Origin of the sequence: Xanthomonas hawaiiensis, assembly GCF_031834635.1 — a bacterium.
GTDB classification, from domain to species: domain Bacteria; phylum Pseudomonadota; class Gammaproteobacteria; order Xanthomonadales; family Xanthomonadaceae; genus Xanthomonas_A; species Xanthomonas_A sacchari.
Genome location: NZ_CP115873.1, coordinates 1430216 through 1443180, shown reverse-complemented (window position 1 = coordinate 1443180; position 12965 = coordinate 1430216). Strand labels below are relative to the sequence as shown.

9 protein-coding genes are annotated in these 12965 nt (G+C 71.1%); 7 read left to right on the top strand and 2 right to left on the bottom strand.

The features are described from left to right. Nucleotides 1–217: 217 nt before the first annotated feature. Entirely contained in the window at nt 218–2374 is a 2157-nt protein-coding gene (locus PG878_RS06375; RefSeq protein ID WP_209029606.1) for a RelA/SpoT family protein, read from the bottom strand. Between the two features lie 179 nt (nt 2375–2553). Here PG878_RS06375 and pqqA point away from each other — a divergent pair, with 179 nt between their 5' ends. From pqqA to PG878_RS06345, 7 genes are all read left to right on the top strand, one after another. Next, on the top strand, nt 2554–2715 hold the full coding sequence (gene pqqA / locus PG878_RS20830; RefSeq protein WP_193312570.1) for a pyrroloquinoline quinone precursor peptide PqqA: 162 nt from the start codon (nt 2554–2556) through the stop codon (nt 2713–2715). Nucleotides 2716–2779: 64 nt separating this feature from the next. Beyond that, a complete protein-coding gene (gene pqqB, locus PG878_RS06370; RefSeq protein ID WP_209029605.1) occupies nt 2780–3679 on the top strand; it encodes a pyrroloquinoline quinone biosynthesis protein PqqB in 900 nt (299 codons plus the stop codon). A 34-nt stretch (nt 3680–3713) separates the two neighbouring features. Next, nucleotides 3714–4460: a pyrroloquinoline-quinone synthase PqqC gene (pqqC, locus tag PG878_RS06365; protein WP_209029604.1), complete on the top strand. Its 747-nt coding sequence runs from the start codon at nt 3714–3716 to the stop codon at nt 4458–4460. After that, a complete protein-coding gene (gene pqqD / locus PG878_RS06360; protein ID WP_209029603.1) occupies nt 4457–4735 on the top strand; it encodes a pyrroloquinoline quinone biosynthesis peptide chaperone PqqD in 279 nt (92 codons plus the stop codon). The genes pqqC and pqqD overlap by 4 nt, the downstream gene beginning before the upstream one ends. After that, nucleotides 4732–5853 carry a pyrroloquinoline quinone biosynthesis protein PqqE gene (gene pqqE / locus PG878_RS06355; protein ID WP_209029602.1) on the top strand — a complete coding sequence of 374 codons (1122 nt, stop codon included), beginning with the start codon at nt 4732–4734 and terminating at the stop codon, nt 5851–5853. Before pqqD ends, pqqE begins: the two co-directional genes overlap by 4 nt. Before the next feature lie 97 nt (nt 5854–5950). Continuing rightward, complete coding sequence (locus tag PG878_RS06350; RefSeq protein WP_209029601.1) at nt 5951–6463, top strand: hypothetical protein; 513 nt, start codon at nt 5951–5953, stop codon at nt 6461–6463. A gap of 17 nt (nt 6464–6480) precedes the next feature. After that, on the top strand, nt 6481–8250 hold the full coding sequence (locus tag PG878_RS06345; protein WP_209029857.1) for a chloride channel protein: 1770 nt from the start codon (nt 6481–6483) through the stop codon (nt 8248–8250). 494 nt (nt 8251–8744) lie between these two features. Here the strand turns inward: PG878_RS06345 and hrpA are convergent, their stop codons facing one another. Next, the gene (gene hrpA, locus PG878_RS06340) at nt 8745–12878 is read right to left on the bottom strand and encodes an ATP-dependent RNA helicase HrpA (protein ID WP_209029600.1); all 4134 of its coding nucleotides are present in this window, start codon (nt 12876–12878) and stop codon (nt 8745–8747) included. Nucleotides 12879–12965: the final 87 nt, after the last annotated feature.

The window sequence follows — 12965 nt, the reverse complement described above, 5'->3', positions numbered from 1 at the left end:
AGCAGTACCGCCAACGCCCAGCGCCAGACACGCCGATCGCGCCACAGCGGCACCGGCCGCTGCCTGCGCTTGGGTGCGTCCCTGACCTGATCCGGCGACATGCTCACCGCGCAAGCTTAGCGTCGGCCCGATGACGAACAGCTGTGCATGGCACCGACCATCGGCACGGCGGGCGGCCCCGCCGCCGGCGCACCTCCGGGCTCCGCGCCGCCGCCCCTCAGCCCAGCCGCCGCGCCTCGTGCACGCCCGGCAGCGCGTCGAGCTTGCCGAGCAAGGTGGACAATTGCCCGTAATCGCCCACCTTCAGCCGCAGCCGCAGTTGCGCCAGGCCGCTGTCGCGCACGTTCTCGCTGTTGATCTCGAGCACGTGCGCCTCCTCCTGGGCGATCAGGTTGGTGATGTCCTTGAGCAGCCAGCGCCGGTCCACCGCGCGCACCAGCACGTCGACTTCGTAGCCGCCGCCGGCCTGGCCCCACTCCACCGGCAGCACCCGCTGCGGATGGCTGGCCGCCAGCCGGGCGAACGCGGCGCAGTCGCTGCGGTGCACGGTGACGCCGCGGGTGCGGGTGAGATACCCGGCGATCGGCTCGCCGGCCACCGGCTGGCAGCAGCGCGCCAGTTGCACCAGCAGATTGCCCACGCCCTGCACGGTGAACTTGGACTTGCCCAGGCCGGTGCGCCGCGCCGTCGGCCGCGGCATGGCCGGCGCCGCCGGCTGCGCCGCGGCACGTTCGGCCTCGTGCAGCGCGCGCCCGACCTGGCTGGGGCCGACGTCGCCCAGCGCGACCTGGATGTACAGCTCCTCCACGCCGTCGGCATGGAACTTCTTCGCCGCCGGCAACAGGTCGGCCTGCTGCAGCCCCAGGCGCTTGAGTTCGCGCTCCAGCAGGTCCTTGCCGGCCTGCACGTTGCGCGCGCGGTCCAGCTTGTGGAACCAGGCGCGCACCTTGTCGCGCGAACGCCCGCTGGCCAGGTAGCCGTTGGCCGGCAGCAGCCAGTCGCGGCGCGGCTCGGCCTCCTTGCCGGTGAGGATCTCCACGCGGTCGCCGCTGCGCAGCTTGTGGGTCAGCGGCACGATGCGGTTGTTGACCTTGGCACCGCGGCAACGGTGCCCGACCATGGTGTGCACGTGGTAGGCGAAATCCAGCGGGGTGGCGCCCTGCGGCAGGTCGATCACCTCGCCCATCGGGGTCAGCGCATACACCCGGTCCTCGACCAGTTCGGCGTCCAGCGCCCCGGCCAGCCCGCCCTGCTCGCCGTCCTGCGACTGCTCCAGCAGCTGGCGCATCCAGGTGATCTTGCGGTCGAAGGCCTTCTCCGCGCCCTTGCCGCCTTCCTTGTACTTCCAGTGCGCGGCCACGCCCAGCTCGGCCTGCGCATGCATGTCGTGGGTGCGGATCTGCACCTCGATCGTGCGCCCTTCCGGCCCGACCACCGCGGTGTGCAGCGAGCGGTAATCGTTGGCCTTGGGCCGGGCGATGTAGTCGTCGAACTCGCTGGGCACCGGCGCCCACAGTGCGTGCACCACGCCGAGCGCGGCGTAGCAGGCGGCGACGTCGTCGACCATCACCCGCACCGCGCGCAGGTCGTACAGCTGGTCGAAGGCCAGCCGCTTCTTCTGCATCTTCCGCCAGATGCTGTAGATGTGCTTGGGCCGCCCGCTGATCTCCGCGCGCAGGCCCTGCTCGGCCAGCGCCTTGGACAGGATCTTCTTGACCGCCTCGATGTAGCGCTCGCGCGCCACCCGGCTCTCGTCGACCTCGCGGGCGATGCGCCGGTAGGTGTCCGGCTCCAGGTGCCGGAACGCCAGGTCCTCCAGCTCCCACTTCAGCTGCCAGATGCCCAGGCGGTTGGCCAGCGACGCATGGATGTCGCGGGTCAGCTGCGCCAGCGCGCGGCGCTGCGCCTCCGGCGCCTTGTCGGCCACGCGCATCTGCGCCAGTTGCCGCGCCAACAGGATCGGCACCACCCGCAGGTCCTGCACGATCGACAGCAGCAGCCGGCGCAGGCCCTCGCTGTTGCGCCCGGCCTCGCGCCCGGCGTGCAGCGCCCACACCGGATCGGCGGCATCCTGCGCCTCCAGCAGCCCGGCCACCGCCTGCGCCCGGGCCGGCGGCGCCACCGGCAGCTCCGGCAACTGCGCGCGCAGGTCCGGCAGGTCGAACAGCAGCGCGGCCAGCAGCGAGGCCTCGTCGGCCGACAGCAGCGCCAGCGCGTCCAGGGTGTCGGCCAGCACCGGCCACGGCAGCCGCGGCAGCGGCTCGGCCTGTGCCTGCCAGGCCTGCAGCAGCGCCGCGCGCAGGGCGGGCGCCAGGGTCGCGGCCGACGGGCGCTGCAGCAACGCCTCCAGGCCGGAGTGGACGGTGTGGTTCAAGGACGGACGCAGTCGACGAAACGATGCCGCCTACACTAACGCGCTTGTGCGCGTTCTCACAATTGCGCCGGCCGCGCGCCGGGGGCGCCTGGCGGATACGCACCGCCGCGTCACTGTGATCCGGTTGCGACTTGCGGCGGTTTTACCGGAATTTCACAACCGCCCCAACCCCCGCGCCTATGCTCGAACGCGACGGCGACCCGCTGCTGTCTGCATGCGCCGCTGCCGTCGTCCCTAGACCGACTCGAAGAGGAACGCACATGAAGAAGTGGAACAAGCCTGTGATCCGCGAAATCTGCGTCGGCGCGGAGATCAACTGCTACGCCTCCGGCGAGCTCTGACCCGCGCACTCCTCCCTTCCCGCGACCGACGCGCGACCGGCCATGCGCTAAAGACGGAGACCGGATGCACCTCATCGTATTGGGATCGGCGGCAGGCGGAGGGCATCCGCAGTGGAACTGCCACACGCCCGCGAGCCGACGCGCGTGGCAGCAACACCCGGGTGCCCAACGCCGTACCCAGGCCAGCATCGCGGTCAGCGTCGATGGCCAGCGCTGGCTGCTGATCAACGCGTCGCCCGATTTCCGCCAGCAGGTGCTGGCGACCCCCGCGCTGTGGCCGCAGCGCGACCAGCGCCATTCGCCGATCGAGGCGGTGCTGCTGACCAGCGGCGAGATCGACCATATCGCCGGGCTGCTGTCGATGCGCGAGAGCCAGCGCTTCGACCTGTACGCGAGCAGCCGCGTGCTAGACCTGCTGGCGCAGAACCCGGTGTTCGACGCGCTGCACCCGGCCTACGTGCACCGCCATCCGTTCGCCCTGGACACGCCGCTGTCGCTGCTCGGCCTGCAGGTCACGCCGTTCGCGGTACCGGGCAAGGTGCCGCTGTTCATGGAGTCCCGCCACAGCGGCGATCTGGCCGGCTCGGCCGAGGAGACGCTGGGCCTGACCATTGACGACGGCACGCACCGCCTGCACTACATCCCCGGCTGCGCGGCGCTGACCGATGCCCTGCGCGAGCGCCTGCGCGGCGCCGAACTGGTGTTCTTCGACGGCACCCTGTGGCGCGACGACGAACTGGTGCAGCTGGGCATCAGCGCCAAGACCGGCCAGCGCATGGGCCACATGAGCATCGACGGCGAGGCCGGCACCCTGCGCGCTTTTGCCGATCTGCAGGTGGCACGCAAGGTCTTCATCCACATCAACACCACCAACCCCATCCTCGACGCCGGCTCCGCCGAGCGCGCCACGGTCGCCGCGCATGGCTGGGACGTGGCCCACGACGGCATGGAGATTGCGCTGTGACTCCCACTCACGCAGCACCTGCGAGACCGCGCCCGTGACCACACTGCTGAGTCCCGAACAACTGGAAACGGCGCTGCGCGGGATCGGCGCGCGGCTGTACCACGACCAGCACCCCTTCCACGCCCTGCTGCACAGCGGCCGCCTGAACCGTGGCCAGGTCCAGGCCTGGGCGCTGAACCGCTACGAGTACCAGCGCTGCATCCCGCTGAAGGACGCGGCGATCCTGGCGCGGATGGACGACCCGGCGCTGCGCCGGATCTGGCGCCAGCGCATCGTCGACCACGACGGCAGCGCCGACGGCGAAGGCGGCATCGCCCGCTGGCTGCACCTGACCGACGCGCTGGGGCTGGATCGCGACCTGGTGCAGTCCGGCCGCGGCCTGCTGCCCGGCACCCGCTTCGCGGTGCAGGCCTACCTGCACTTCGTGCGCGAGAAGAGCCTGCTGGAAGCGATCGCCTCGTCGCTGACCGAATTGTTCGCGCCCGGCATCATCGGCCACCGCGTCGCCGGCATGCTGCAGCACTACGACTTCGTCTCGCGCGAGGCACTGGCGTACTTCGAGCATCGCCTGCACGAGGCGCCGCGCGATTCGGACTTCGCCCTGGACTACGTCAAACGCCACGCCGACACCGTGGAGAAGCAGCAGCTGGTGCAGGACGCCCTGCGTTTCAAGTGCGGCGTGCTGTGGTCGCAACTGGATGCACTGCACTTCGCCTACGTGCAGCCGGGCGTCGCCTGGCCGGACGCGTTCGTGCCGGACGCCGTGCAGGCCGCGGCATGAGTACGCTGGACGCCAGCAGCCAGCCGCGGCTCGCTGCCGGCGTGCGCCTGCAGCACGACCGCGCGCGCGAGCAGTGGGTGCTGCTGGCGCCGGAGCGGGTGATCGAACTGGACGAGATCGCCCACGCCATCGTCTCGCGCTGCGACGGCGTGCGCAGCCTGGCGGCGATCGCGGCGGAACTGGCGGCCGACTTCGAGGCCGACCCGGACGAGGTCGAACGCGACGTGCGCGAGCTGGCGCAGCAGTTGCACGCCAAGCGGTTGTTGCGCGCATGAACGCCTCGGTGCCGCCGCCGCTGTCGATCCTGCTGGAGCTGACCCATCGCTGCCCGCTGGCCTGCCCATACTGCTCCAACCCCATCGCACTGGCCGGCCTGCGCGAGGAACTGGACACCGCCGGCTGGCGCTCGGCGCTGGATCAGGCCGCGGCGATGGGCGTGCTGCAGGCGCATTTCTCCGGCGGCGAACCGATGCTGCGCAAGGACCTGCCCGCGCTGGTGGCACATGCGCGTGCGCTGGGCCTGTACAGCAACCTGATCACCTCCGGCGTGGCCGGCGGCGCATCGATGCTGGCGGATCTGGCCGCCGCCGGGCTGGAACACGTGCAACTGAGCGTCCAGGACGCCGACCCCGCCGGCGCCGACCGCATCGCCGGCTACCGCGACAGCCTGGCCAAGAAGCGCGCCTTCGCCGCCGCGGTGCGCGCGCTCGACCTGCCGCTGACGATCAATGCGGTGATCCACCGCCACAACGCCGAACGCGTGCCGGCGATGATCGAGCTGGCGCTGGAACTCGGCGCCGAACGCCTGGAAGTGGCGCACACCCAGTACTACGGCTGGGGCCTGCGCAATCGCGCCGCGCTGATGCCCAGTCGTGCGCAGATCGACGCGACCGTGGCCGCGGTGGACGCCGCCCGCCTGCGCCTGCAGGACCGCCTGCACATCGATTTCGTCACCCCCGACTACTATGCGCACCGGCCCAAGGCCTGCATGGGCGGCTGGGGCCAGCGCTTCGTCAATATCTCCCCGCGCGGCGACGTGCTGCCCTGCCACGCCGCCGAGACCCTGCCGGACATGCGCTTCGAGAACCTGCGCACGCGCCCGCTGGCGGCGATCTGGGAAGACGGCGAGGCCTTCGTGCGCTTCCGCGGCAGCGCCTGGATGCCCGAGGTGTGCCAGGGCTGCCCGAAACGCGAGGTCGACTGGGGCGGCTGCCGCTGCCAGGCGCTGGCGCTGAGCGGCGATGCCGCGACCCTGGACCCGGTCTGCGAACGCGCCCCGGCGCACGCGGCGCTGCAGGCGCTGGCACAGCGCGAAGCCGCCGCGCCAGCCCCGGACTTCGTGTACCGGCGGCCGCCACGCGCCACCGCCGTGCCCGCCTCCGCCGACGACTGAGCCGGGCGCCGGCCCGGTCCCGGGCGCGCCCGGCATGCCGTGCGCGGTCACCGCTTGCGACTACACTACCGCGCATCCCACTGCCCGGATCCCCGCCATGTCCCTTGCGCGTCTCGCTCCCCTGGTCCTGTGCGCGGCGCTCGCCGTGTCCGCCGCCCCGGCGCTCGCCCAGCGCACCGTCTCCGGCGATCTGCAGACGCAGATGTCGCCGCAGGAGTTCAAGGCGGCCGGGCTGGACAAGCTCTCGCCACAGGAACTGGCCGCGCTGAACGACTGGCTGCAGGGCAGGGTCGCCAAGGAAACCGCGGTGGCGCTGGAAAAGGCCAAGGAAGAGGGCCGCCGCGAGGTGATCACCAAGAACCGCGGCTTCTTCGACTTCGGCAGCGCCGAGCCGATCGAGAGCACCCTGGTCGGCGACTTCACCGGCTTCGGCAAGGGCCGCAAGTACGTGCTGGCCAACGGCCAGGAATGGGAACAGACCGAGGCGGCGAGCCTGTCCAGCGTGCACCTCACCGCGCCCAAGGTGAAGATCACTCCCGGCATCGTCGGCGTCTGGTACATGCAGGTCGGCACCTACAACACCCGCGCCAAGGTCCGCCGCGTCAAATAGGGTCACGCGCCGTGAACATGCGCCCGCGGCCGGGACTGGCCGACGCCTCGCACAGCCTCGCCGACGCGCTGCGCCGGCGCCTGCGCGCTAGCGATGTCTGGTTCATCGCCCTGGCCCTGCTGGTCGGCGTGATCGCCGGCCTGCTGACCCTGCTGCAGAGCAGCCTGGCGCACGGCGCGCAGGCCCTGCTGTACGGCCTGGAGGCCGACGAGCGGCTCAGCGCCATGTCCGAACTGAGCGTGCACCAGTTGCTGGTGCTGCCGCTGGGCGGGCTGCTGGTCGGCCTGCTGGGCATGGCCGCACGTGCGCGCAAGCGGCAACTGGTCGACGCCGTCGAAGCCAACGCGTTGTACGGCGGACGCATGTCGATGCGCGACAACCTGATCGTCTCCGTGCAGACGCTGTTCTCCAACGGCGTCGGCGCCTCGGTCGGCCTGGAGGCGGCGTACACGCAGATGGGCGCCGGCAGCGGCTCGCACCTGGGCCGGGTGCTGCGCCTGCGCCGCGCCGACATCCGCACCCTGGTCGGCGCCGGTGCCGGCGCGGCCATCGCCGCTGCGTTCGGCGCGCCGCTGGCCGGCGCGTTCTACGCCTTCGAGATCGTGATCGGCGCCTACTCGCCGTCGGCGCTGGCACCGGTGGCGGTGGCCTCGCTGGGCGCAGTGTTCGTGTCGCAGTTGGCCGGGGTGCAGCCGTACCTGCTGCCGGCCTCGGCGGCCTCGGCGCTGGAAGCGCGCGACTACGTGCTGTACGCGCTGCTGGGCGTGCTCTGCGCCCTTCTGGCGGTGGCGGTGATGCGCCTGATCGGCGCGATCGAACAGGCGATCAACCGCAGCCCGCTGCCGCGCTGGGCACGCCCGGTGGCCGGCGGCCTGCTGCTGATACCGCTGGCGCTGATCACCCCGCAGGTGCTGTCCTCCGGGCACGGCGCGCTGCACCTGGACCTGACTAGCCCGACCTCGCTGCGCTGGCTGGGCATCCTGTTGCTGCTCAAGTGCCTGGGCTCGGCCATCTCGCTGGGCTTCGGCTTCCGCGGCGGCCTGTTCTTCGCCTCGCTGTTCATGGGCTCGCTGGTCGGCGGGCTGTTCGCCGGCGTGCTCAATCTCGGCAGCGGCATGGCCTTGGTCGACGGCACCGCCGCGTCGCTGGCCGGCATGGCGGCGATGGCCGCCGCGGTGATCGGCGCGCCGATGACGATGGCGATGCTGGTGCTGGAAGGCACCCACGACTTCGTGCTGGCCAGTGCGGTGATGGTGGCGGTGCTGGTGGCCAACACCATCGTCCGGCAGATCTTCGGCTACTCGTTCTCGACCTGGCGCCTGCACCTGCGCGGCGAGACCATCAAGAGCGCGCGCGACGTCGGCTGGGTCAAGCACCTCAGCGCCGGGCGGATGATGCAGAAGGACGTGCATCCGTTGGCCGCCACCACCAGCGTGGCCGAATTCCGCCGCCGCTTCCCGCTCGGCTCGGGCACGCGCGTGGTGCTGGAGGACGAGAGCGGCCATTACGCCGGCCTGGTCACCCTGGCCGCCGCCTACGCCGACGGCGTCAACGCCGACGCGGCCATCGTCGACTACGCCGGCAACCGCGACGTGGCCCTGCCCGCGGACACCGACGTGGTCACCGCCATGCGCCAGTTCGACCTGACCCAGAGCGACGAACTGGCCGTGGTCGACGAGCAGGGCAAGGTGCTGGGCGTGCTCAGCGAAAGCTTCGTGCGCAAGCGCTATGCCGAGGAACTGGACAAGCGCCAGCGCGAGCTGATGGGCGAGCGGGTGGATGATTGAGGGGCGGGGATTGGGGAGTTAAGGAGTGGGGATTCGTTGGATGGCTGCGGGCTGCAACGCTGAGGGCCGTGATCGCATGTCGTAGGAGCAGCTGCTGTTGGAGGGGCTTCAGCCCCGACGCATGAACGTCAGAGCAGCGGGAATACAGGGCACCTCCAATAGCCCTGGAGCGTACGCGTAGGAGCGGCTTCAGCCGCGACGCATTGGCGCGAAACGGTCGCGGCTGAAGCCGCTCCTACGACACGACAAGACGCGACTGCGTCGGTGCGTTGCACCAAACATCACACGCCGTTGCAGCGCAAATGCTTGACCGTCCACACGGCGCATCCCTTGTAAGAAGGGCTTCAGCCCCGACGCCTGCCGCTGAACGCGTCGGGACTGAAGTCCCTCCCACAAGAATGCTGCTCACGGGGATGCTATGGGAACAGCATGGGAATCCCACCACCAATCCCCACTCCCCACTCCCGGCTTTTCCACAGCCGAACGGCTGGTCATCACCGCAGTTGCGCCACCCGCTGCGCCAGCTTCTTCGCCGAGATGCCGGCACGGGCGCCCAGTTCCTGGGCGAACAGCGACACCCGCAGTTCTTCCAGATCCCAGCGTAGCGCCTGCCACTCCGGCGTGTCGCCGCGTCCGGCCGCGGCCGCGTCGGCCAGTGCATCGACGAACGGCTTCAGTTCCAGCATCCGCGCCTGGTCGCGGGCCGGATCGCGCTTGGCGCGCTCGGCACGCAGGATCATCGCGCGCAGATAGCGCGGGAACTGCGCCAGCGCGGTGGCCGGGGTTTCGCGCAGGAAGCCCGGATGCAGCAAGGCCGCCAACTGCGCGCGCAGGTCGTCGAGATTGCCGCTGGCCCAGCCCATCAATGGCGATTCCAGTTGCGGCTTCAGCTCCGCCGCCGCGCCCATGATCGCCTCGGCCAGCTTCAGCCGTTCCATCGCCTCGCCGAACAGCTGCTTGGCAGCGGCATCGCGACGCTGGGCGAAACTGTCCGCATCGCGGATCGCCTCCAGCCCCTGCTCCAGCAGCGCATTCAACGCCGCCTCCACCAGGTCGCCGCGCAGGCGTTCCTGCGACTCGATCGCCGCGTACAGCAGCCCGGTCTTGGGCGACACCGGCAACTGCTTGCGCGCCTGCTTGACCTTGTCGGCCAGAGCGATCTCCAGCAACCGGCGCACGCCGCGCGGATGCGCGGCTTCGGCCTGCGCGCGGTCGGCGAAGATGCGCAGCGCGGCGCTGTCGCCCTCGTCCACCAGCGCAGGATACGCCGGCACGCCGGCTTCGCCCGGCACCTGCAGCGGGATCGGCGTGGCCGGGAATTCGCGCAGCCCGGTCGCGGCCATGGCACGGCCGGCCCGCGCCGCGAAGGCCTGCCCGGCACGCTCGCCGAAGCGCGCGCGCAGCGCGTCCAGATCGCGCGATTCGGCCAGCACCTTGCCGGCGTCGTCGCGCAGGCGCAGGTTCATGCGCAGATGCGGCTCCAGCGTGCCCTCGTCGAACTCCAGCGCACTCAGCGGCGCACCGGTGGCGCGCTGCAGGAAGCGCGCCAGTTCGCCGCGCAGGTCGTCGGCGCTGGGCTGCGGGAACGCCTCGTAGAACGCGCGGGCGAAGTCCGGCGCCGGCACGTAGTTGCGGCGCAGCGCCTTGGGCAGGCTGCGGATCAGCGCCGCCGCCTTGTCGGCGACGAAGCCCGGCGCCAGCCACGACAGCCGCGCCGGATCCAGGGCGTTGAGCAGATGGACCGGCACCTCCAGGGTCACGCCGTCGTCGGCCGCGCCCGGTTCGAAACGGTAATGCAGCGGCAGCCGCGCATCGCCCAGTGGGAAGTACGTGGGATAACGCTCGGCCGCGCTGCCCTCGCCCGGCAGCAGGTCGGCCAGCGACCAGTGCAGCGCGCGCCGCTGTTCCGGCGCCAGCGCCTTCCACCAGGCATCCAGGCCCGAGGCGGAGTGGATCTCGCCGGGAACCCGGTCCAGGTACCAGCGCGCCTGCCAGTCCTCGTCGGCGACGATGCCGGCACGGCGCAGCTTGGCCTCTTCCTCGTGCGCCTGCGCCAACACTTTCTGGTTGTCGGCGACGAAGCTGGCGCGGGTGTTGATCTCGCCCGGCACCAGGCCCTGGCGCACGAACAGCTCGTGCGCGCCGGACGGATCGATGCGGCCGTAATGCACCGGCTTCTTCGGCGCCAGCACCAGCCCGAACAGGCTGATCTGCTCGGAGGCCAGCACCTGCCCCTGCGCGCGCGACCAGTGCGGATCGAAATGCTTGCGCGCCAGCAGATGCGGCAGCTCGGCGATCACCCAATCCGGCTCGATCGCGGCATTGGTCAGGCCCCACACCTTCTGCGTGTCCAGCAGCGTCGCCGGCAGCACCCACGGCGGCGGCTTGCGGGCAAGCGCCGAACCGGGGAACAGCAGGAAGCGACGCTGCCGCGGCGCCAGGAAATCGCCCTTTTCGGTGCGGTGGCCGACCTGGGTCGGCAGGCCGGCCAGCAGCGCGCGGTGCAGCGCCTGGTAGGCCGCGGCACGCTCGCGTTCGCTGGCGCGCGGCGCCTCGTCTGCCTCGGCAGGCGCCGGGGGCGCGGGCTGAGCCGCCGGCACGGGCGACGGCGTGCCGGTGCCGCGGCCTTCGCGCGCCAGCCGAGCGGCGCGGTGCAACTGCCCGCGGGTCGCGCGCGCCGCGGTCTCGGCATCACGCGCCGGCGCGGGTGCGGAAGCGCCGGCCAGCAGAGGCCGCAGGGAGGCCTCCGCCGGCTCCTCGGTCCAGCCCAGTTCCGCGCACAGCAGATGCAGTTGGCGGTGCAGTTCGCGCCACTCGCGCATGCGCAGGAAGCCGAGGAAATGCCGTCCGCACCAATCGCGCAGCTTGGACTGGGTCAGGTCCTCGTGCGCCTGCCGGTAACCGTCCCACAGGCGCAGGATGCCGACGAACTCCGAGCGCGCATCGGCGAACTTGGCGTGCGCGTTGTCGGCGGCCTCGCGCGCCTCCGGCGGACGCTCGCGCGGGTCCTGGATGCCCAGGAACGCGGCAATCACCAGCATCGGCCGCAGGCAGCCGTGCTGCTGCGCCGCCACCAGCATCCGCGCCAGCTTCACGTCCACCGGCAGCCGCGCCATCTTGCGGCCGATCTCGGTGAGCTTGCGCAGGCCATGGCGGTCCGGCTCGCCGACCGCGCCCAGTTCCACCAATTGCTGCCAGCCATCGGCCACCGCGCGCTCGTCGGGCGGTTCCAGGAACGGGAAATCCTCGATCCGGCCCAGCCCCAGCTGCAGCATGCGCAAGATCACCCCGGCCAGGCTGGAGCGGCGGATCTCCGGATCGGTGAACGCCGGCCGCGCCTGGAAATCGGCCTCGGCATACAGCCGGTAGCAGATGCCCTCGGCGATGCGGCCGCAGCGGCCCTTGCGCTGGTTGGCGCTGGCCTGCGAGATCGGCTCGATGTGCAGCCGGTCGAGCTTCTGCCGCGGGCTGTAGCGCTTGACCCGCGCATAGCCGGGGTCGACCACGTAGCGGATCCGCGGCACCGTCAGCGAGGTTTCGGCCACATTGGTGGCCAGCACCAGCCGCCGCCGCGGGCCGGGATTGAACACCCGGTCCTGGTCGGCGTTGGAGAGCCGCGCGTACAGCGGCAGCACCTCGGTCTCGCGGTACTTGCGCCGTTCCAGCGCATGGTGCGCATCGCGGATCTCGCGCTCGCCGGGTAGGAACACCAGCACGTCGCCGCGCGGATCCAGCCGGGTGATTTCGTCGATCGCCGCCACGATCGCCTGGTTGACCGTGCGGTCGCCGGCGTTGTCGCCACTCTCGGCGTCGGCCTCCTCGCCACCCGGCTCTTCCAGCGGCCTGTAGCGCACTTCCACCGGATAGGTACGGCCTTCCACGCTGATCACCGGCGCATCGTCGAAATGCGCAGCGAAGCGCGCGGTGTCGATCGTCGCGGAGGTCACGATGACCTTCAGATCCGGGCGCTTGCGCAGCAACTGCTTCAGGTAGCCGAGCAGGAAATCGATGTTGAGGCTGCGCTCGTGCGCCTCGTCGACGATGATCGTGTCGTAGCTGGACAGCCAGCGGTCGCTGGCGATCTCGGCCAGCAGGATGCCGTCGGTCATGAACTTGATCCGGGTCTGCTCCCCGACCCGGTCGTTGAAGCGCACCTGGAAGCCCACCGTCTCGCCCACCGGCGTGCGCAGTTCCTCGGCCACGCGGCTGGCCACCGCGCGCGCGGCGATGCGCCGCGGCTGGGTGCAGCCGATCATGCCGGCGGCGCCGCGTCCGGCGGCCAGGCACAGCTTCGGCAACTGCGTGGTCTTGCCCGAACCGGTCTCGCCGGCGATCACCACCACCTGGTGCTCGCGGATCAGCGCGACGATGCGCTCGGCCTCGCGCGCGATCGGCAGTTGCGGATCCAACGTGATCGCCGGCTGCTGCGCCGCGCGCGCGGCGCAACGCGCCTGCGACGCCTGCAGCGCCTGTTCGAACGCCGTCTCCAGCGCGGCATTGCCGGGCGCGGCCTGCCAGCGCGACCATAGGCCCAGCAGGCGGCCACGGTCGCGGGTCAGCGCGCCGTCGATCGCGGCGCGGCGGTCGCGCAGGCGTGCCGGCACGGAAGGTTTTTCGATAGCGTTCATCAATCGGATGCCATTGAACGTTGAATCACAGCACATGCTTTAGTCTGTCTATTGTGACGCCATCTCGTCTGTAACCCCCAAAGAGGA